At 43.4% G+C, this 21,202-nt stretch carries 15 protein-coding genes; 9 read left to right on the top strand and 6 right to left on the bottom strand.

Annotation, left to right across the window (positions count from 1 at the left end):
* Positions 1–324: 324 nt before the first annotated feature.
* The gene (locus ACFS6H_RS09480) at positions 325–909 is read right to left on the bottom strand and encodes an adenylate kinase (protein WP_386097658.1); all 585 of its coding nucleotides are present in this window, start codon (positions 907–909) and stop codon (positions 325–327) included.
* 158 nt (positions 910–1,067) lie between these two features.
* Here ACFS6H_RS09480 and msrB point away from each other — a divergent pair, with 158 nt between their 5' ends.
* Both msrB and ACFS6H_RS09470 read left to right on the top strand, forming a co-directional pair.
* Positions 1,068–1,667: a peptide-methionine (R)-S-oxide reductase MsrB gene (gene msrB, locus ACFS6H_RS09475; RefSeq protein ID WP_386097656.1), complete on the top strand. Its 600-nt coding sequence runs from the start codon at positions 1,068–1,070 to the stop codon at positions 1,665–1,667.
* Between the two features lie 173 nt (positions 1,668–1,840).
* Complete coding sequence (locus tag ACFS6H_RS09470) at positions 1,841–2,539, top strand: lipoprotein signal peptidase (RefSeq protein WP_386097654.1); 699 nt, start codon at positions 1,841–1,843, stop codon at positions 2,537–2,539.
* 95 nt (positions 2,540–2,634) lie between these two features.
* Here ACFS6H_RS09470 and ACFS6H_RS09465 read toward each other — a convergent pair whose 3' ends face one another.
* A complete protein-coding gene (locus ACFS6H_RS09465; RefSeq protein ID WP_386097652.1) occupies positions 2,635–4,989 on the bottom strand; it encodes a T9SS type A sorting domain-containing protein in 2,355 nt (784 codons plus the stop codon).
* Between the two features lie 349 nt (positions 4,990–5,338).
* Between ACFS6H_RS09465 and ACFS6H_RS09460 the strand changes: the two genes are divergently transcribed.
* Entirely contained in the window at positions 5,339–7,033 is a 1,695-nt protein-coding gene (locus tag ACFS6H_RS09460) for a PQQ-dependent sugar dehydrogenase (RefSeq protein ID WP_386097650.1), read from the top strand.
* Positions 7,034–7,107: 74 nt separating this feature from the next.
* On the opposite strand, the gene ACFS6H_RS09455 is transcribed toward ACFS6H_RS09460, so the two are convergent.
* A complete protein-coding gene (locus ACFS6H_RS09455; RefSeq protein ID WP_386097648.1) occupies positions 7,108–7,290 on the bottom strand; it encodes a hypothetical protein in 183 nt (60 codons plus the stop codon).
* Between the two features lie 127 nt (positions 7,291–7,417).
* Positions 7,418–8,815 carry a class II fumarate hydratase gene (gene fumC / locus ACFS6H_RS09450; protein WP_386097646.1) on the bottom strand — a complete coding sequence of 466 codons (1,398 nt, stop codon included), beginning with the start codon at positions 8,813–8,815 and terminating at the stop codon, positions 7,418–7,420.
* 264 nt (positions 8,816–9,079) lie between these two features.
* On the opposite strand from fumC, the gene ACFS6H_RS09445 reads away from it, so the two are divergent.
* Positions 9,080–12,232 carry a glycoside hydrolase family 2 TIM barrel-domain containing protein gene (locus tag ACFS6H_RS09445; RefSeq protein ID WP_386097644.1) on the top strand — a complete coding sequence of 1,051 codons (3,153 nt, stop codon included), beginning with the start codon at positions 9,080–9,082 and terminating at the stop codon, positions 12,230–12,232.
* Between the two features lie 124 nt (positions 12,233–12,356).
* Positions 12,357–13,442 (top strand): alkaline phosphatase family protein, encoded by a 1,086-nt coding sequence (locus ACFS6H_RS09440; protein ID WP_386097642.1) that lies wholly within the window; start codon positions 12,357–12,359, stop codon positions 13,440–13,442.
* 2 nt (positions 13,443–13,444) lie between these two features.
* Here the strand turns inward: ACFS6H_RS09440 and ACFS6H_RS09435 are convergent, their stop codons facing one another.
* Positions 13,445–13,960, bottom strand: a complete 516-nt coding sequence (locus ACFS6H_RS09435) for a hypothetical protein (RefSeq protein ID WP_386097640.1) — start codon at positions 13,958–13,960, stop codon at positions 13,445–13,447.
* A gap of 125 nt (positions 13,961–14,085) precedes the next feature.
* Here ACFS6H_RS09435 and asnB point away from each other — a divergent pair, with 125 nt between their 5' ends.
* The 4 genes from asnB to ACFS6H_RS09415 all read left to right on the top strand — a co-directional run bounded on the left by asnB (position 14,086) and on the right by ACFS6H_RS09415 (position 18,818).
* Positions 14,086–15,933, top strand: coding sequence for an asparagine synthase (glutamine-hydrolyzing) (gene asnB / locus ACFS6H_RS09430; RefSeq protein WP_386097638.1), 1,848 nt, complete (start codon positions 14,086–14,088; stop codon positions 15,931–15,933).
* A 96-nt stretch (positions 15,934–16,029) separates the two neighbouring features.
* Positions 16,030–16,659, top strand: coding sequence for a rhomboid family intramembrane serine protease (locus ACFS6H_RS09425; protein ID WP_386097636.1), 630 nt, complete (start codon positions 16,030–16,032; stop codon positions 16,657–16,659).
* Positions 16,660–16,717: 58 nt separating this feature from the next.
* On the top strand, positions 16,718–17,662 hold the full coding sequence (locus ACFS6H_RS09420; RefSeq protein WP_386097634.1) for a rhomboid family intramembrane serine protease: 945 nt from the start codon (positions 16,718–16,720) through the stop codon (positions 17,660–17,662).
* 25 nt (positions 17,663–17,687) lie between these two features.
* The gene (locus ACFS6H_RS09415; RefSeq protein WP_386097632.1) at positions 17,688–18,818 is read left to right on the top strand and encodes an endonuclease/exonuclease/phosphatase family protein; all 1,131 of its coding nucleotides are present in this window, start codon (positions 17,688–17,690) and stop codon (positions 18,816–18,818) included.
* Between the two features lie 79 nt (positions 18,819–18,897).
* Here ACFS6H_RS09415 and typA read toward each other — a convergent pair whose 3' ends face one another.
* The gene (gene typA, locus ACFS6H_RS09410) at positions 18,898–20,706 is read right to left on the bottom strand and encodes a translational GTPase TypA (RefSeq protein WP_386097630.1); all 1,809 of its coding nucleotides are present in this window, start codon (positions 20,704–20,706) and stop codon (positions 18,898–18,900) included.
* Positions 20,707–21,202 lie beyond the last annotated feature (496 nt).

The raw sequence follows: 21,202 nt of genomic DNA, 5'->3' as shown, positions 1-21,202 counted from the left end.
AATTAAGATTTTAGATTTAATATTTAATATTGAAGATCGTGTGCGTCTGATCACTGAAGTCTCCTGTCTGATAGCTGATACCTCTTTTCTGACGGCCGAAATCTGCTTTCTGATCTCTTCCGTCTGATCGTTCAAATAAAAAATGCCGGTACCGGTTACATTCATGTAAGTACATAAAGTAACCGGTACCAGCTTATGCAGGTAGTGTTATTTATACCAGAATATCATATAGCGTTTGGTAAATGCATGTTACGAAAGGCAGCATGCGATGGTAAAAAACCTTAGCGGTGTTTTACATAAAATGTGGCAATCGTCAGTAAAGCCTTATACTTTGGCTTTTTGTGTATCTATAACAGCGGCAAGGGCGCCAAAAATCTCATCAACCGAGCCTTCGCCTTTAATGTGGTGGAACTTTTTCAGTTTTTTATAGTGTTCCGATACCGGCGCAGTTTCCTGGTTATAAACCGAAAACCTTTTACGGATCACCTCTTCGTTGGTATCATCACTGCGGCCGGAGGTTTTACCACGGTTCAGTAAACGGGCTACCAGCTCTTCTTCGCTCACTTCCAATGCCAGAAACAGGGAAATACTGGTTTTTTTAAGCTCCAGCAATTTATCCAGCGCCTGTGCCTGGGCAACGGTACGCGGAAAACCATCAAATAAAAAGCCTACAGCATCTTTATGGTGTTCAATGCTGCTGTCGATCATACCAATCACTACCTCATCGGGTACCAACTGGCCCTTGTCCATAAAATTTTTAGCCTCCAAACCCAAAGGGGTTTTGTTGGCAATTTCCTCACGCAGCAGGTTACCGGTTGATAAGTGAACCAAACCGTATTCGGCCACCAGCCTTTCTGACTGGGTACCTTTACCACTGCCCGGAGGACCAAAAAGAATTAAATTAAGCATAAGCACACAATATCCTTGGTGAAAAACAAATATAAGATAGCATTTTTAAAAAATGTTTACTAAAGCAAAGATTTCGTTGAATTCTATTCAATGCTAGCAAATTGTTAATGATTTTCAATAGTTAAACTGATATAATTTAGCTTTGTTATAGATAAGATATGAGATTAGAAAAAATCATAATATTTATTTTGGCCTGTTCTGTATTCCAGCAATGCAGTTACTCGCAACAAACACCGTCTAAAATTGTAATAAAAGATACTATGGACGATAAAAAAACAAACAACCCCGTTTACTCCAATACCGATACCAGCAGTGTGAAGCTGAGCGAGGAGGAATGGAAAAAGATATTGCCGGCCAATGTATACCAGATTGCCCGTGAAAAAGGCACCGAAAGGCCCTGGACCAGCCCGCTGGAAACCCTTACCGCAAAAGGAACCTATTACTGCGCGGTATGTGGTAATGCCTTATTTTTAAGCGATACCAAATTTGAAAGCGGCTGCGGATGGCCCAGTTTTTACCAGCCGGTAAGTAAAACTAGCATTATTTATACCCCCGATAACTCGCATGGTATGAAGAGGGTTGAAGTGCAATGCGGCCGTTGTGAGTCGCACCTGGGTCACGTGTTTGAAGATGGCCCACCCCCAACAGGTTTACGTTACTGTATAAATGGCGTGGTGCTCGATTTTAAAAAGGCACAGGAAATTGAGAAAAACTTCAAAAAAGACAAGGACAATAAATCTTCGGGCAAAGAACAATAATATCAGGTAAGGTTTTGATGGTTTTAAGCGGCATATCCCTGATTGATCGTCCCTTGCGACGCTCCGTTCAGCTGCAGTAATGCTATTGAACATTGGCAAATTTCCGAATTAACTAATTGTCAAATGGTTTTCATAAAACCTTAAACAATATATTTGCCCCTTAAATAAAGGACATGAAGCTGAAACATGCCGTTTTAATCATTGCAGCTATTATTATTGCCGACCAGGCTTTGAAAATATTTATTAAAACCAGTTATCCTACCGGTGAAGTGGTAAGGGTATTTGGCATGGACTGGTTCCGTTTACATTTTATTGAAAACCCGGGCATGGCCTGGGGCTGGAAATTTGGCAATGAAACCGGCAAAGTGATCCTTACCTTATTCAGGCTGGTAGCAGTAATATTCGGCTCCTGGTTGCTGGTAAAATTTGTCCGCGAAAAATACACCAAAGGGTTTATCGTTTGTGCTGCACTGATTTATGCCGGCGCATTGGGTAACCTGATAGACAGTATGTTTTACGGGATGATATTTGACAAGGGCCTGCATTACGACCCGGTTACGCAGGATTATTTGTCCTATTCGGGTGTGGCCGCTTTATCCTCTAATGGTTATTCCTCTTTTTTACATGGCAGCGTGGTGGATATGTTATACTTCCCCATGATCAAATCCACCTATCCTTCCTGGTTCCCGGTAGTAGGCGGACAGGAGTTTGAGTTTTTCAGCCCCATCTTTAATATCGCCGATATGGCCATCTCCACCGGGGTTATCACTTTACTGGTATTTCAAAAACGGTTTATCCAGAAACTGGTACCGGTTAATAAACAATCCATCGAAACCACTACCACGGTGAATGATGATGTACAGGTTTCTTAGGAATTTAAGATTTTTGATTTAAGATTTGGGATTTAAGATTTGAGCGTATGCAGCTGCTAACAATCTTCAAATATTAAATCTAAAATCTTACTTCTTTAGGGTCTCGCGCTTTTCACCAGCTTATGCGTACTGGTCTTGCCCGATTTGCCGGTAAGGCGAACAATATACATACCATAAGGCAGGTTATTCATGCCGTTCCATTTTAAAATATTATTGCCTACCTGTATATCAAAGCTTGTCTGTTTAATTTTCTTACCATAATAATCGGTCAGCTCAACGGTGATGGTTTCCTTTTGTGTGGCCGTAATATCAAATCTCATCTCCTGGTTAAAAGGGTTCATCACTGCGTTCACGGTAAACTGCGATTCATTGCGGCCTAATGAGATGATTTTAGAGTAGGTTGTTTTACCCGCCTGGTTATACATTCTTACTCGGTAAAACATTTTCCCGCTGTTTGGCTGGTTATCGGTAAACCGGTACTCATTCTGCTCCCGGGCATATTGGGATGCGCTGTTTACCGTACTCACTTTTTCAAAATGAATGCCGTTGGCGCTCCGTTCAATATCAAAATAAAGCAATTCAGCTTCCCGGGATGTGGTCCAGTTTAATAATACATGATCCGACTGTAACGTAGCATTAAAGGACAGCAGGTTGGTGCCGAGTGTAGGGGTGCAGGTCAGTACATTTAAGGTAACAGCATTAATGATATCTGTAGAGCGGCAGGCATCGTTTAATAAATTGGTGGTGGATGTGGCCACTACCAGCCGGTAACGGTCGCCGCTGTTGGCCGTAGTAGTAGATGCCGGGGGTATGGTGTGTTGTGCCACATACTCCCAGGTACCGGCATTGTTAACCGGTGTTACGGGGCCTACCGGGCTTCCGATATTGGTCCAGGTACTGGTACCATCGGCCATATATTGCCATTGATAATAACGGTAGTTGTCGAAGTAAGAACGTACCGTATCATAAATAGTAATGGGATTGCCCACACAAATATTGGGTGTAAGTGAGGGGGAGTAACTCATATTAGGCAAACAGGTTGCAACGGCAATATCATCAATTGCCCAGTCATTACCCCCGCCTCCCGGAGCATTATTACGGATGGTAACCGTAAACGAGGTTTGCCCGGGTTTTGTTTTAAATACAAATCCTTTTTTAACCCATTGTCCCGAGTAAGCTATATTGCCACTGGTATAATACTCTTCGCCATCTATCTGGAAACTTAAATTGGGCTTTACACCGGAGGAGTCATTACCCGCCCCTGGCGTATAACCTGGGTCACCCGATCCCCGGCCAGTCACATCGCAGCCGCAACGGCGGCAGATATTCCGGAACCAGGCCGAAAACTCGTAGTAGGTTTCTTCACAAAGGTTGGTGATGTTCTGGCGGAAAGCCAGGTTGGTTTCGTAACTGGCATTAATAACAAGTGTATAACCACCGTTGTTACCGGCGGGTGTGGGAGCATTACCGGCCACAGGGTCGGCAGCGCCTGTATGATCACCAATAATATCCCATACACTATGCACCCGGGCGCTGTTAGGATAAGCTACAAACGGGTTACTGGAACCATCACTGCTGGTATTGTTGGCCACCCCATAATCATTATCCTGCGGAGCCGATGCGCTGAAATTTACTCGGTTATAAGGCAGGGGTACAAATGTTGTACCGCCGGCTTTATTACGCACAGTACCCGAACCAAAAGTACCTCCTGCCTCACCCAGGATGGCATTGGTACCAAATGAGCTGGAACAAAGTCCATAGTCAGGCGCTATTCTTATACGGTAAGGTTGAAAATTTGAAAGTACATCGGTGGTGCTGGAGCCGATACGGTAACGGAAATTACCGGCGTTTAAAATGATCAGGCTATCCAGTGCCACATCGGTGGCGGTTGATTTAATCTGGATTTGATAGGTGTACATGCGGATGCAGGTGCCGCCATAAAAGCTCGGCACGTCGCTTCGTCTTAACCGGCCGGCGCCGGTGGTACTGTTGGTTTGTGTGGTTACATTGGCATTGGTAGCATTGCCGCCTATATTAAAGCGTATCAAGGCGCCCTGTATATTACCCAGATCGTCGCCCGCAGCATCAGTAAAAGTAGCCTGTTGAACTCCCTCGTTTGATAACATCCGCAGCGATCCCGTTATGTACTGGAACTTATTGGTATTAATGGTATCATTATACCGTATGCTGTTAACATAGGTATTATCGTTACTCGAGCCTCCGTTTACGGCAATAGTAGCCCTTACTTCAATAATGTCGCCGGCTAAAAAAGTGCCGCCGCCAGGCCTGCTGATATTGATAAAACTCTTGCCGGTTTTTACATTTACCTGGGCAAGGAGCGTAGTAGCAGTGAACAGAAAAGCCAGCAATAGCGGAACGCTTTTAAGGAGTAAAAGCCATGCAGCCTTGCCGTGTTGCCACCGCTGATGTATACGTAAAGTTATTTTCATCTATTGGATTTCGATCATTCAAAAGTAAACATATACACCGGCCTGAACAATCGTAAAAGACCATCGTACTATTACCCGGTTTGTATACTAAATGTGTAATTTTCCCGCCGGTCTGTATAAAAAATATACGAAAAAGCAAAAGCCGGGTACACGTAAACAAACGTTTCAATGTATTTTTTTTACTAAAACTGCCGGGTTTTCTACTTAGCAAAACATAAAACAATATTATAATATTAATTATCGGGGTAAGGGAAAAAACGATGTGCGCAGTAATTTTACTAAAAACTATGTAGCTTTTGCGGTTGTATAAAAGGCATTTGATTTATATAATTGCGTATAAATCCAATACATGAAACGTTCTTTACTCCTGGGAGTTTTTTTTGCTGTTGCGTTATTTAGTTATGCTCAAACCGAACCATTTGCCAAACGTACTGTAGGAACGAATTTTAATAATGCCTGGGAAGTGTTATACGGTCCCAATGATTCACTCTGGGTTACTGAGAACAGGAGTTACCGTATCCGCCGGATCAATGTAAAAGAAGATGGAGTGAGTACTTTTGGTGCCTCTACCACCCTGGTCGATTTGTTTGCACAATCTGCTGCGCATGGCATTACCATCACGCAAAACACCTCCAATTTTCCGCAGGGTGGTTTAATGGGCCTGGCCATCCATCCTAACTTATACTCCTCCGACCCGGCCGTAAGAAATCAAAAGCCCTGGGTATATGCTGCTTTTGTATACACCAAAGGGTCATGCCCCGGATCAAATACCAGCTGTATCTATTCAACAAAAATTGTCCGGTATACCTATAGCGGCGATGCATTGATCAACCCTGAAACAATAGTAGATAACTTACCGGGCAGCAGTGATCATAATTCCGGCCGCCTGGTAATAAGCCCCGAAATTGAAAATGTGTCGCCCGGCGGACTGCATAACCAATACCGTTTATATTATACTTTGGGCGATATGGGCGCCGGCCAGTATTTGAACACCACCCGTACACAACGTTCGCTGGTACAGAATGCTTTTGAAGGAAAAGTATTGCGTCTTAATACCGAATCCGATGGCGATGCAGGTCAGAATGCCTGGGTGCCGAATGACAATCCCTTTTTTAATGCGGCAACTATCAGTGCCGAAGATTATGTTTTTACCCTGGGCCACCGCAATGCACAGGGACTGGTTTGGGGTAAGGTAAACGGGGTAAACAGGTTGTATAGTTCGGAGCAGATGGACAGGACCGATGACGAAGTGAATATTATTGAAAAAGGCCGTAACTATGGCTGGGACCGTGTTTCGGGCTATTGCGATGGTAATGTGAATGGTTATACGATCGGAACAACGGCTATAGGAACAACGGCTACTACTAATGAGCAGTTTAACTGTACCAGTATCACCAATCACAAGGAGCCCATCTTTACCATGTTCACGGCACAGATGTCCACCATCAATCCATCAGATAACAGCCAATGGCCAACGGTTGCCTGCTCCAGCATCGACTTCCTGGGCACCAGCCGCATAGCGGGATGGAGCAACTCCTTATTTGTTACACCATTAAAAAAGGATTTTGTGTACCGGCTTAAACTGAACCCTGCCGGCGATGGGGTAGAAACTACCTATTACCAGTTGTTCCAGGGTGATGGCGGAAGGATCAGGGATATGGCTATTTCCCCCAACGGCCGCCGCTTTTTTATAGCCAGGGATGGTGGTGTAAATGCAGGCAACGGAACCATCATTGCGTACAATTATACCGGCACTTTACTGGCATTAACCGATAAACCGGGTGAAGGCCCGGCAGCTGCAGAGCATATTGATATATACCCCAACCCAGTTACCAACCTGCTTACGGTAAGGGGTAAAAAAGAATTCCAGAAGCCCTTGCTGGCACAACTGTACGATGTAACGGGCAGTGTGGTGCAGAGTAAATCCAGTTTCCAGAATAGTTTTACGGTGGATATTAGTGCACAAAAAAGCGGTATTTACTTTTTAAAACTATACAATGGTAATGGGCAACTGGTAGAAACAAGAAAAGTGGTCAAACAATAAGTAAACAGCCTTATCATAAAAATGGCTTGTTATGATTAACAAGCCATTTTTTTTTACATACTATATGTATCGGTTCATGGTTTTTGCCGCCCTTTAAAAAGACGTTCTAATGCAATAGCATTACCGTTTTCCTGGCTTACAGTTTTCGATCCGGTTTTGGCCGCCAGCACTGCCTGTAAATAAGGTGACAGTGTTGTAGCCTGGGGTAATAAGGAGGCAGCGGGCAAACCGCTACCAGTCTTTTCAATGGCTTTCATAAATATTGAATTTTACTTTAAACTACTACACGCTTTCGCTTTATGCAAGTTTTTTACACAAAAAAGCGGATACCACAGTAGTATCCGCTTTTGTCATTCGTAAACCTACGAACAGTTATCAATTTGTTTACAGTTTACCTACCATATTAGCAGGCACCACCCATTCATCAAACTGTGCCGGTGTAACATAACCCAGCTTCACCGCCATCTCTTTCAGGGTTGTTCCTTCCTTATGCGCCTTCTGCGCTATCTCGGCAGCCTTATAATAACCGATCTTGGTATTTAAAGAAGTTACCAGCATTAAGGAATTGTCCACGTGTTTTTTAATATTGGCCTCAATAGGTTCAATACCTACAGCACATTTATCGTTGAACGATACACAACCGTCGCCTATTAAACGGGCACTGTGTAAAAAGTTATAGATCATTACAGGTTTAAATACATTCAGCTCAAAATGGCCGTTCGCACCACCTACACTAATGGCTACATCGTTACCCATTACCTGTGCGGCTATCATGGTCAGGGCCTCACACTGGGTAGGGTTTACTTTACCCGGCATAATAGATGAACCCGGTTCGTTATCAGGAATAAACAATTCGCCAATACCGCTGCGTGGCCCGCTGGATAACATACGGATATCGTTGGCTATCTTCATTAAGCTTACGGCAACTGTTTTTAAAGCGCCGTGTGCTTCTACAATGGCATCATGTGCGGCCAGCGCCTCAAATTTATTTTCGGCGGTAACAAAAGGCAGTTTGGTTAATTTGGCGATCTGTTTGGCTACATTCTCGGCATAATTAGCAGGTGTATTAATACCGGTACCAACAGCTGTACCACCTAAAGCCAGCTCACTTAAATGCGGCAAGGAATTATTAATGGCTTTCAAGCCATGGTCTAACTGCGATACATAACCGCTAAACTCCTGGCCTACGGTCAGGGGCGTAGCATCCATAAAGTGCGTACGGCCTATCTTCACCACTTTCATATACTTCTTGCTTTTTTTAGCAAGGGTGTCACGCAGCTTTTTAATGCCGGGAATGGTTACTTCCACCAGTATTTTATAAGCAGCAATATGCATGGCTGTAGGGAAGGTATCATTGGATGACTGTGATTTATTTACGTCATCATTCGGGTGCAAAAACTTTTCTTTATCGGTTAACTTACCACCGTTCAGTACATGGCCTCGGTAAGCTACTACTTCATTTACATTCATGTTACTTTGCGTACCACTGCCGGTTTGCCATACTACCAGGGGGAAATAATCATCTAATTGTCCTTCCAGTATTTCATCACACACTTTACCTATCAGCACCGATTTGTTTTTGGGAAGTACACCTGCCTGCTGGTTAGTAATAGCAGCGGCTTTTTTCAGGTAAGCAAATGCCTTAATAATTTCTTTCGGCATTTTGTTGATGTCCTCTGCAATCTTGAAATTGTCAATACTGCGTTGGGTTTGTGCACCATAATAGGCTTTTGCCGGCACTTTCACTTCACCCATCGTATCTTTTTCTACTCTATACTGCATGTTGTAAACATTAAGTTGGTAAACGATTGTATTTGCGCTGCAAATTTATGTGAATACGACCGTAAATAAGCAGTATCCCCCCTTTTCAATCGTTTGTCCGTTATTTTCTGCGCCGGGGTGTTGGTAAACAAAAGCAGCTTAGCTTTATGGCTTCAACATTTTTGTTGTTACCAGCTGCAGCAAACAGGGCATCGTTCTTTGCGTCGCACACTTGTACTGCATACCATTGGTCAGCATTTTGTAACCATATATCAAAATCAAATCATGTTCAGGTTAGGGTTTCTCTTATTAGCATTATCCGGTTTTTTTACTGCTTTCAGCCAGGTTATTCCATCCGAATTACAAACGCCCGAGATCGTTTCCGTTAGCCGTATGCCCATGCGGGCCAGTGCTTTCAGTTTCGAGAACCGTTCGCTGGCACAACAACGCGACAAAACAAAGTCTGCTTACTTTTTGTCATTAAACGGTAACTGGAAATTCAACTGGGTGCAGGATCCTGCTAAAAGACCGGTTGATTTTTATAAAAAAGATTTTAATGATGCAGGCTGGACCGATTTTAAAGTACCGGCTAACTGGGAGTTGAATGGTTATGGTTTACCCATCTATGTAAATCATCCTTATGAATTTACCGGTCGTGCTAAAACCGGCAGCCGTTTAAATCCCCCCTTTGATATTCCGGATAATAATAACCCCGTAGGTTCATACCGCAAAAAAATAAACATCCCTGCCAACTGGAGCGGCCGCCAGGTATTTATTCACCTGGGTGCGGTTAAATCGGCTTTCTTCATCTGGGTAAACGGCAAAAAAGTGGGTTATAGTGAAGACAGCAAACTGGCCGCAGAGTTTGATATTACCGAATATGTAAAGCCCGGTGAAAACCTGGTGGCCTTACAGGTATATCGCTGGAGCGATGGCAGTTACCTGGAATGCCAGGATATGTGGCGTATCTCCGGTATCGAGCGAGAGGTATATCTGTATGCCACACCAACACTCAATATCCGCGATTTTAAAGTAACCGGTACTTTAGATGCTGCTTATACCAATGGATTACTGGCCGGCTCCCTGACCATTGAAAACTATAAAAAAGATAGTAATACCTTACACAGTAAGCCCGTGGCTTTTTATGTAGATGCCGAACTGGTAGATGCGGATGGCAAACAGGTTTGGAAAAAAGACGGTGAAAAGCAGGATGTATTAGGTAATTACCACCAAAAACTTAATTTTCAAACACAGATCGACCGGGTAAAAACATGGTCAGCCGAAACCCCTTATTTATATACCTTATACCTGACACTGAAAGACAAGGATAAAAATGTACTGGAAGTAATTCCCCAGCGTATTGGTTTCCGTTCCGTGGAAATTAAAGGCAGCGACTTTTTAATTAATGGTAAAAGAGTTTTCTTAAAAGGCGTTAACCGTCATGAGCATAATGCTACCCAGGGCCATGTGTTGTCAAAAGAAGATATGCTCAAGGATATGGAGATGATGAAAAAGCTGAATGTAAATGCCGTGCGTCATTCGCATTATCCTCCCGATCCTTACTGGATGGAGCTTTGCGATGAGTTTGGTTTGTACGTAGTAGACGAAGCCAATATTGAATCGCATGGCCGTTACTACGATTTAAGCACCAGCTTTGGTAACGATAAAAAATGGCGTAACCCGCATTTTGAAAGAATTACCCGTATGTATGAAAGAGATAAAAACCATACATCGGTAGTTACCTGGTCATTAGGTAATGAAGCCGGTAACGGTGTTAACTTTTACGAGGCTTATGAATGGTTAAAGGCCAACGACTTCAGGCCGGTACAATATGAAAGGGCCGAACACGATTTTAATACCGATATGATCGTGCCGCAATATCCCAGTCCGCGTGGCTTGATCAACTACTCCAAAGGCAATAGCCCGCGTCCTTTTATCATGAGCGAATACGCCCATATTATGGGTAATAGCCTGGGTAATTTTAAAGAATACTGGGATGCTATTGAAAACAATCCCAAACTGCAGGGCGGTTTTATCTGGGAGTGGATTGATCAGGCCATTGATACCGTTAAAAACGGTAAAAGGATCATGGCCTATGGTGGTGATTTTCCTTTGGCCGGTCCGGTTGATGAAAACATAAGCGATAATAACTTTTGTGTAAAAGGTGTGGTAACTGCTTACCGTGGCATGACCCCCATGGCAGTTGAGGTTAAAAAAGTACACCAGTTCATTAAAACAAATTATAAAGGCAACTACCAATTTGATATCCGCAATAGTTATTTCTTTAAAACACTGAACAATGTTGTTTTACAATGGCAGCTGATAGAAGATGGTAAACAAATAGAATCAGGTGTCATCAATAATATTTCCATTGCCCCTCAGGCTACTCAATCTGTCACAGTACCTGTTAAAAAAACGATCAAAGCAGGGAAGGAATATTTCCTGAACCTGAGTTATAACATGATTAATGCAGAGCCTTTTTTAGAAAAAGGCTATACCATTGCGTATGATCAGTTCCCTGTTGCCAACAGCTTTAATGCTTACCAGGCACCTGTGGCTAATGGTGCTTTAACTGAAAGCCAGAGCGGGGATAAATTAACCATTAGCGGTAAAGACTTTACCATCAGCTTTGATAAAGCAAAAGGCGCTATCAATGCATATACCGTTAAACAGCAGCATATTTTAACGGCAGGACCAACCCCATCTTTCTGGCGTGCCCCTACTGATAATGATATTGGCGCCGGCTTTAACAGCAAGCTGCGTAACTGGCGTAATGTGTACGAAAAATCGGCCACTAAAAACTTTACAACAGTTAAGGAAGGGAATACCTATAAAGTAACCATTGAAAAAGAACTGTTGAATGGCGATGCGGTACAGACACAGGTGTTTACCATTTATGCTAATGGTGAAATAAAAGTAACGAACAGCTTAAAAGCGGTACAGGGTAAACATGAGTTGCTGATGCGTGTGGGTAATGACCTGGTATTGAATAAAGCGTACAGCAATATCAGCTGGTATGGCCGTGGCCCCGGTGAAAGCTATTGGGATCGTAAAACGGGTTCCCTGATCGGGCAGTACAAACAAACGGTGCAGGAACAATACTTCCCTTATGCCCGTCCGCAGGAAAGTGGTAACAAGGCCGATGTACGCTGGGCCAGCTTTACCGATGCAAAAGGTAAGGGCATTCAGATTATTATGGCCGACAGCCTGTTGAATGTTGCTGCGCTGCCCTATGCTTTAGATGACCTGGATCCCGAGGTAAATAAAAAGCAATACCATTCCGGTGAACTGGTGCCCCGTAATGAAATATACCTGCATGTGGACCTGCAGCAATTGGGTGTACAGGGTATTGACAGCTGGGGAGCAAGACCCCTGGAAGAATATCGCTTACCATTTAAAAACTACCAATATAGTTATTGGATAAAGCCGGTGAAGTAGTTTAGAGTATACAGTATGTAGTATTTAGTATACAGATTGTATTTACTGAACGGGAAACAATTTCTTAATACCGTGTATAGCGTATCTTGTTGAACTTTGCACTTGTTTATAAAATCATATACTGATGAGGTATCTTTTTATACTATTAGCATTTATTAGTGTGGCCGCAACAGCGCAAACACCATCGGAGAACATCATTATTATTACTACCGATGGCCTGCGCTGGCAGGAGCTGTTTAAGGGCATGGATACGGCTATTGCCAATAATAAAAAATTCAATGAAGGTGACAGCAGTTATATTTTCCACAACTACTGGGCAGAAAATGAACTGGACCGCCGGAAAAAACTCATGCCTTTTTTCTGGAACAATATTGAAAAAATAGGCCAGGTATATGGCAACAGGGCCTATAAAAACGAGGTAGACGTAGCCAACCCGCATTGGTTCTCCTATCCCGGTTACAGCGAAATATTCACCGGTTATGCCGATCCCAATATTAACAGTAATAACTACCCGGCAAACCCGCATACTACGGTATTGGAATATTTACAGCAACAACCACGTTTCAGGAACAAGGTGGCGGCTTTTGGCGCCTGGAATGCTTTTGACCGTATTTTAAATGAAAAGCGCAGTGGTATACCTGTTGTGAGTGCTTTTGATACCGTAGCCGGTAACAACTTATCACCCCGCCAGCAATTGGTGAACAGTATGCTGAAGGACTCCTACAAACCCTGGGGCGATGGGGAATGCTTGGATGTGTTTACCCATTATGCAGCCATGGAACATTTGAAACAAAACAAACCCCGTGTATTGTTTATTGGTTATGGTGAAACGGATGAATGGGCACATGCGGGCAAATACCGCTCTTATTTGGATGCGGCCTGGCAGGTGGATACCTGGTTAAAAGAATTATGGGAGTTTTTACAAAGTGATCCGCAGTATAAAAATAAGACCACTGTATTTTTTACCACCGATCATGGTCGCGGGGATGTTAAAAAAACACAATGGACCAGCCACGGCAGTACAATTGCCGGCGCTAATGAAATATGGTTCGCAGCCTGGGGCAATGGTGTAAAAACAAAAGGGGAAATAAAAACAGCGGGACACTTATTCCAGGAAAAATTTGCACAAACTTTTGCGGCATCCCTGGGCTTACAATTTAAAGCCAGCCACCCTATTGCCGATTCGTTCTGGGACCTGTTAACAAAATAAGGCTAAAAACCCAGCCGCCCGGGCATATGAAACTCCAGTACCTGTATGCGGTACTTTTTACCCATTCGGTACTCTTTCTTCCTGACCCAATGTACTACGGTCTGTATACCATAACGTACCAGTATGGAGCCAAAGCCCATGGCAAGCCCCGTCATAATTGCGTTTTTCGGGGTTTCCATATCGTTCAGCATTAACCCGCCCGATACCATGGCCGATCCGGCTGTGATTAATAACAGCGTCTTGCCATCCACAGGAAATTTATTGCTCCTTACAGGTAATACCACGGCTTTTACATCCCTGGCAGGTATGGGTTTGCCGTTTAAATAAATCGTATCCCGGTATAATAAAGTGATCAGGCCATGATAAACCGTATCATTGGTCAAACGTAAAGCAATGCGGTCACCTTCTTCGTAGGTCTTTTTTTTCTTTGCTCCTTTTTTTACAAACAAATATCCGGGCTGTGCACAGGCCAGTAGCGGTAAAAGAATAATGGTGAATAGCAGCAGCAGACGGTTCATGCTTCAAACTTACAACCCTATGTTTTAGCAATATGTTAAAATCTATGCAGGGCTGGTTCCGGTTCTTCTGGCTGTTCCGGGGTAACGTATACTGAAAACTCCGTTTTTCTTTCGATATTTACACTATGTGTGGCATTGCCGGTATTATACAACGACAGAGCGGAGCATACAACTTATCCCAGTTGCAGCAAATGACCCGGGCATTGGCTCACCGCGGGTCCGATGGGGAGGGGCATTGGCACTCCTCCGATAGCCAGGTACTGTTGGGTCATCGTCGCCTGGCGATCATCGATTTGAGTAATGCCGCCGCACAGCCCATGCATCGTAACTACCAGGGAGCATTAAGCATTACCTATAACGGCGAAATATATAATTACCCGGAGCTGCGTAATACATTAATAAAACAAGGCTATAGTTTTTCCACCCAATCGGATACCGAAGTTATTTTAGCTGCTTACGACTTTTATGGTGAGGATTGCGTGTTACACTTTGACGGCATGTTTGCCTTTGCCATCTGGAACGAAGCGGAGCAGGAACTTTTTGCTGCCCGTGACCGTTTTGGTGAAAAGCCATTTTTTTACAATAGTACTAACCAGGGTTTTTTATTTGCATCGGAGATGAAAGCCCTCTGGGCTGCAGGGGTTAGCAAACAAACCAACCTGCAGCTGATGTTTAACTATATCACTATTGGGTATGTAGACAATCCGGAACGGCCCGAAGAAACCTTTTATACCAATATTTTTAAATTACCTGCAGCCTGCAGGTTATACTATACGCCCGATAACGGGGAACTGTATGTAGAGAAATACTGGGATATTGATCCGCAGCACCAACAGAAAAAAATGAATGAGTATGATGCGCTGGACGAGTTTAAATATCTTTTTGAAGAATCGGTAAAAAGAAGGTTAAGGAGCGATGTATCCGTGGGTACCAGCCTGAGCGGCGGCCTGGACAGCTCTTCTGTACTAAGCACCGTGTTACAGGTAAGCCAGCATAAACCCCATACTTTTTCAGCTATCTTCCCCGGGTTTGAAAAAAATGAAAGTGCATATATTCAGCAGCTTACAGACGAATGGGAGGTTACAGGACATACGGTTACACCCACGGTGGATGACATGACCGGGCTCTGGCAAAAGATCGTTCATCACCAGGAGGAACCTTTTGGATCGGCGGGGATTATTGCACAGTATAAAGTGTTTGAACTGGCCGCCAGGGGGCAAACCAAAGTACTACTGGACGGCCAGGGTGCCGATGAAATACTGGCGGGTTACCGTCATCATTACAAATGGTACTGGCAGGAGCTTTTTGTAAAACGCAGGCTGTTCACCAGCGGCGAACTAAAAGCTGCCCGTAAACTGGGGGTTCAGGAGCCCTTCGGCTTTCGCAATATTATTGCAGCCCTGTTCCCGGATATTGCTTCCACCATCGTTGAAAAAAGATATTTGTTATCAGCCCTTCAGCAAAAAGACCTTACGGCTGATTTTGTACACCTCCAGAGTCGCGAAGCGTATTATACCACGCCACCGTTTTTTAACCTGAACGGCGCTTTGTATTTCAACACCTGTATGCATGGGTTAGAGGAGTTACTACGGTATGCCGACAGGAACAGTATGGCCCATGGCCGTGAAGTGCGCCTGCCTTTCCTTGACCATGAACTGGTGAGTTTTGTTTTTTCCTTACCGCCTTCCTTCAAAATAAAAAAAGGATATGGCAAATGGATACTGCGAAAAACCATGGAAACACAATTGCCTGCAAACATTACATGGCGTAAGGATAAGGTAGGCTTTGAACCCCCGCAAAAAAACTGGGTACAGGACCCTGCCGTAACAGATATGATTCACCAGGCCAAAACAAAACTGGTGGCCGAAAAAATATTAAATGCGAGTGTATTGCAGCAAAAGCCGGTAGCACAAAATGCCTACGAGGCCAATAACTTTAACTGGCGTTATTTAACCGCCGCTCCCTTTATTTAATACGGGCCTAAAAACCAGTTACCGCGGCCTTTTTTACCAGTTACCGTTCATAGTACTCGGTCAGGAAAAGTGAGCCGGTTATTGTAAATTTGCGCCATGAGTAATTTTAGACAAGTGCGGCCGGATAATTTTCCCCCGGTTGTAAAGAATTTGATTATCCTGAACGTATTGGTATGGATAGCTCAACTGGTTTTTAAAAACCAGTTTTTGACAGAACGTATCGCTTTATGGCCGGTAGATTCTCCGCTGTTTGAGCCCTACCAGATTTTTACGCACATGTTTGCTCACTCACAGTATGGCCTTTTTCACATATTGTTTAATATGTTTATGCTGTGGATGTTTGGAAAAATATTAGAGAACGTATGGGGCGCTAAAAGATTTCTTACGTTTTATTTATTATGTGGAATTGGCGCTGCGGCCGCCCACCTGCTCATCCAGCACTTTACAGGTGGTTACGCTTCCGTAGTAGGCGCTTCCGGGGCCATATTTGGCGTTTTTGCTGCCTTTGCCATGCTTTTCCCCAATACAGAAATGTATATCATGTTTATTCCCGTGCCCATAAAGGCAAAATGGGTAGCTATTGGTTATATGGCTTTTGACCTTTTTGGCGGTATCTCCAATGTTCCCGGGGATAATATTGCCCACTTTGCTCACCTGGGAGGCGCTTTAACCGGTGTAATAATTGTCCTCATCTGGAACAAAACCAATAAAAAAACGTTGTATTAGTAGCGCGGCGCCGGTAAAGCTCAAAAAACTGTTTTGCCTGCAATAATTTTATATTGCAATGAAATCATCATACGAATCTTCATATTATAAACGATTGTCGTTAAACGACCGCAGTGGAACGCTTATACTGCTCATTGCTATCAGCGCTATTATTTTTGTAGTGCTCGGTTTTTTTAAAGCGGTATCTTATCTGAACTATTACGGCGAAGAAAAAGCGGTTGCGGTTCAAAATTTTAACGACAATGTGCTGGTATGGTTTGCTATGCCAGGCAGTTTTAAGGAATTGCTGGTGAAACCCTGGACCTTCTTTACCCATGCATTTACCCATACCGAATTCTGGTTATTACTGGCCAATATGTTATGGCTCTGGACCTTCGGTTATATCCTGCAAAATCTTACCGGCAACCGTAAACTGGTACCCCTATACATTTATGGCTCCTTAATTGCCGCAACAGTTTACCTGCTGCTGGTAAGCCTGGTTCCTGCATTTGCGCATAATAAACTGAACGGTATGTACTATGGCGCTTCGGCTGGTGTATTGGCCATTGCAACGGCAGCCACTACCATTGCACCCCAATACCGCTTATTACATATGCTGAACGGTGGCATTCCGTTGTGGATATTAACCGCTATATACCTGGTTATTGACTTTGCTACCATACCCGTTAGCGGTGCAGGTCTTGGTCATATTGTACACCTGTCAGCGGCCCTTACCGGTGTGCTGTTCATTGTATTATTACGTAAAGGCTTTGATGGCAGCGACTGGATGAACAACCTGTACGACTGGTTCATTAACCTGCTTAATCCGGACAAGCCCAAGAAAGGCGAAACCATTAAAGAAACGCTTTTTTATAAAAGCCCGGCAACTCCTTACACTAAAACTCCTAACCTGACACAGCAACGTATTGACGGCATTTTAGACAAGATCAACCAGGAGGGTTATGATGCGTTGACCAAGGAAGAAAAAGAATTATTAAACCGTGCCAGCCAGGAAGGGTTGTAAATAATTTTGTCTTAATTTAGGCGCAATGGCCAGCAAATTCCGATTATTTACCAGGCGCTTCTTACTGTTGTGCAACATTATTGTTGTAGCGGTATTCTTATTGGCCTGCCTGGTACCCTATGTCAGTCCTTCGGGTTGGTGGTTCCTTTCTATCCTGGGTATCGGCTTTCCTTTTTTATTACTGTTTGTTATTGTCTTTTTAGTTTGGTGGCTGGTAGTAAAACGTAAATATGCTTTACTATCGGGTATTGCTTTATTACTGGGCTTAAAAAGTATCAGTGTGTTTTTTGCCCTCAACTTCCCGGGAAAATTTACCACCGAAAAAAAAGGCGATTTCAGGATCGCTACCTGGAATGTGGCCCGCTTTGTTGAAATGAAAAACAACAACAACAAAGGCAGCCAGACCCGCTTAAAAATGTTTGACCTGTTAAAGGAACAAAATGCCGACATCCTTTGCCTGCAGGAGTTTGTACATGTAGATGATAACCCCGAATGGTATGCGAATATTAACGACATACAAACAAAACTCAACTATCCCTATTATACCTATACCTATTACAATGATGGTAATCCCAATTTTGTATTAAAGAACGGCACCATTATTTTCTCAAGATTCCCCATTGTAGATAGCGGTATGATCAACTTTCCCCGTCCTTCATTACGCGAAGGACTGGTATATGCCGATATTAAAGTAAAGGATCAGATCTTCCGGGTATTCAGCACACACCTGCAATCTTTTCAGTTGAGGCAGGATGATTATGATAAAATATCCAAGATAAAAGAGGGTGAAGACGGCATCGTCAGTAATTCCAAAACCATCTTTGCCAAAATGAAGACCGCTATCGTTAACCGGCAGATACAAACGGATATTGCCCGTAAGATCATGGACGACAGTCCTTACCCGGTAATGTTTTGCGGTGATATGAACGATGTACCCAACTCCTACACTTACTTCACCTTAAGGGGTAATATGAACGATGCTTTCCTGGAAAAAGGCCGTGGCATTGGCCGCACTTTTGCTTCTTTATCACCTACATTGCGGATTGATTATATTTTAGCCGATAAATCTTTCGGCGTAAAACAATTCAGGCGGGTGGTAAAAAACTATTCCGACCACTACTTACTCGTAGCCGATATGCAGTTACCCAAAAAATAATGCATGATATATTAATAAAACAAAACCCGGACCATGGTCCGGGTTTTATATATCTGTGTTTTTAGCTGTTGTTCAACTATTAAACTTCGGCGCTTAATTTTTTCGCCTGCTTGGTTCTTTCGTTCTCATCTAAAATAACCTTACGCATACGAATAAAATTAGGCGTTACCTCAATACACTCATCGTGCTGTATATACTCCATACATTCTTCCAGGGTCATCAATGTTTTTGGAGCAATTCGGGTAGCGTCGTCACTACCGCTGGCACGGTGGTTGGTCAGTTTTTTACCTTCCGTTGCATTTACCACCAGGTCGCCGGGTTTAATATTCTCGGCAATAATCTGGCCAACATATACATCTTCACCCGGGTCTACAAAGAAAGTTCCACGGTCCTGTAATTTGTCAATAGAGTAACCGGTAGTTTTTTCTGTGTTCTTAGAGATCAGCACACCGTTGTTACGACCGGGGATAGGGCCTTTCCATGGTTTATATTCGCTGAAGCGGTGGGCCATTACAGCTTCACCGGTAGTGGCGGTTAACATTTGTGTACGTAAACCAATTAAACCACGAGAAGGAATATCAAACTCCAGGTGCTGCATGGTACCTTTTGTTTCCATGATCAGCATTTCACCTTTACGGCGGCTTACCAGGTCAATTACTTTACTGGCAAACTCTTCCGGAACGTCTACTACCAGTGTTTCATAAGGCTCACATTTTTTACCATCAATCTCTCTCACAATTACCTGTGGCTGACCAACAGTTAACTCATATCCTTCACGGCGCATGGTCTCGATCAGTACACCTAAGTGTAATATACCACGACCATAAACCAGCAGGCTATCACCTTCTTCACTGTCTACTACACGCAAGGCCAGGTTTTTCTCTGTTTCTTTCATCAAACGGTCACGTAAGTGACGGCTGGTAACAAACTTACCGTCTTTACCAAAGAAAGGTGAGTTGTTTACAGAGAACAACATATTCATGGTTGGCTCATCCACGCTGATCACCGGTAATGCTTCCGGGTTTTCTGCATCAGCAATGGTATCACCAATATTAAAATCTTCAATACCTACTACGGCACAAAGGTCGCCGGCAAAAACTTCAGTCGCTTTCTTCTTGCCCATGCCTTCAAATACGTATAATTCTTTTACACGTTGTTTTTTAATGCTGCCATCGGCCTGCATTAAGGCAATGTTCTGGCCTTCTTTAATGCTGCCACGGCTTACTTTACCTACGGCAATACGGCCCAGGAAAGAAGAGTAGTCCAAAGAAGTGATCTGCATCTGCAAAGGACCTTCATTCACCTGTGGTGGCGGAACGTGTTTTAAAATACCGTCCAATAACGGGTTAATATTATCGATCTGGGTCAGCGAATCGTTAAACCAGCCGTTTTTACCGCTACCATAGTAGGTGGGGAAATCCAACTGGGCTTCTGTCGCATCCAGGTTAAAGAATAATTCAAAAACAGCGTCATGTACTTCATCAGGACGGCAGTTTGGTTTATCAACCTTGTTAATAATAACAATTGGTTTCAGGTTTAACTGCAATGCTTTCTGTAATACGAAACGGGTCTGGGGCATCGGGCCTTCAAAAGCGTCCACCAAAAGGCAAACACCATCAGCCATTTTCAATACCCTTTCCACTTCACCGCCAAAGTCGGCGTGACCAGGGGTGTCGATCACATTAATTTTAACCCCGTTGTAGGTAACGGCAGCATTTTTACTGAAAATAGTAATACCCCTTTCTCTTTCCAGGTCGTTACTATCCATGATTAACTCGCCTGTTTCCTGGTTGTCGCGGAAAACCTTTGTGGCATGTAAAATTTTGTCAACAAGGGTAGTCTTACCGTGGTCAACGTGGGCAATAATTGCTATGTTTCTGATTTCCATAATATCATTTAAATAAATTGTCTGGCCATATACGATACCGGCTGCCGGTTCACCACTTTACTCTATTTTCTACCCCGGTGGTCGTTTACCACGCATCCAAATTGTACAATTTAGAAAGGCGGAATTTTAAAAGTAGCTGGTAATGAGTGAATTACCTCGACGAACGTATAGAACTGTCAACAATTTTCATTTCAAGGGCGCAAAGGTACGCTAATAAAACGGGGCCAACAAGTGAAAGTATTGTTACGAATAATAAAACAGCCGCGTGTAGAGCTATTAGTTTGATTAACAGTGTACTTAGGGGGTTTAGTAATAGTTCCCGGGTGAGGGGCCTGATCTGGGTAAAAATGTACAGTTTTATGATGCCGGGATATTATTTTTTCCCGCAGATAACGCAGATTTTTCCCCGCAGATTTTCGCTGATTATTTTATTAGCGGAAACCTGCGTTGTTTTTCATGTGTTTTATCTGTGAAGTTTCGGACTAAAACCATACTC

Origin of the sequence: Terrimonas rubra (assembly GCF_042686025.1) — a bacterium.
Classification (GTDB): domain Bacteria; phylum Bacteroidota; class Bacteroidia; order Chitinophagales; family Chitinophagaceae; genus Terrimonas; species Terrimonas rubra.
Note: the sequence above shows the minus strand (reverse complement) of the source record. Positions and strands in the feature narration are given on the sequence as shown.

Bases quoted from the DNA above. Each gene is read 5' to 3' on its own strand.
- ACFS6H_RS09460 (WP_386097650.1), top strand. From the start codon at position 5,339: ATGAAACGTTCTTTACTCCTGGGAGTTTTTTTTGCTGTTGCGTTATTT.
- ACFS6H_RS09440 (WP_386097642.1), top strand. From the start codon at position 12,357: ATGAGGTATCTTTTTATACTATTAGCATTTATTAGTGTGGCCGCAACA.
- ACFS6H_RS09480 (WP_386097658.1), bottom strand. From the start codon at position 909: ATGCTTAATTTAATTCTTTTTGGTCCTCCGGGCAGTGGTAAAGGTACC.
- asnB (WP_386097638.1), top strand. From the start codon at position 14,086: ATGTGTGGCATTGCCGGTATTATACAACGACAGAGCGGAGCATACAAC.
- ACFS6H_RS09445 (WP_386097644.1), top strand. From the start codon at position 9,080: ATGTTCAGGTTAGGGTTTCTCTTATTAGCATTATCCGGTTTTTTTACT.
- ACFS6H_RS09425 (WP_386097636.1), top strand. From the start codon at position 16,030: ATGAGTAATTTTAGACAAGTGCGGCCGGATAATTTTCCCCCGGTTGTA.
- fumC (WP_386097646.1), bottom strand. From the start codon at position 8,815: ATGCAGTATAGAGTAGAAAAAGATACGATGGGTGAAGTGAAAGTGCCG.
- ACFS6H_RS09470 (WP_386097654.1), top strand. From the start codon at position 1,841: ATGAAGCTGAAACATGCCGTTTTAATCATTGCAGCTATTATTATTGCC.
- typA (WP_386097630.1), bottom strand. From the start codon at position 20,706: ATGGAAATCAGAAACATAGCAATTATTGCCCACGTTGACCACGGTAAG.
- msrB (WP_386097656.1), top strand. From the start codon at position 1,068: ATGAGATTAGAAAAAATCATAATATTTATTTTGGCCTGTTCTGTATTC.
- ACFS6H_RS09465 (WP_386097652.1), bottom strand. From the start codon at position 4,989: ATGAAAATAACTTTACGTATACATCAGCGGTGGCAACACGGCAAGGCT.
- ACFS6H_RS09455 (WP_386097648.1), bottom strand. From the start codon at position 7,290: ATGAAAGCCATTGAAAAGACTGGTAGCGGTTTGCCCGCTGCCTCCTTA.
- ACFS6H_RS09415 (WP_386097632.1), top strand. From the start codon at position 17,688: ATGGCCAGCAAATTCCGATTATTTACCAGGCGCTTCTTACTGTTGTGC.
- ACFS6H_RS09420 (WP_386097634.1), top strand. From the start codon at position 16,718: ATGAAATCATCATACGAATCTTCATATTATAAACGATTGTCGTTAAAC.
- ACFS6H_RS09435 (WP_386097640.1), bottom strand. From the start codon at position 13,960: ATGAACCGTCTGCTGCTGCTATTCACCATTATTCTTTTACCGCTACTG.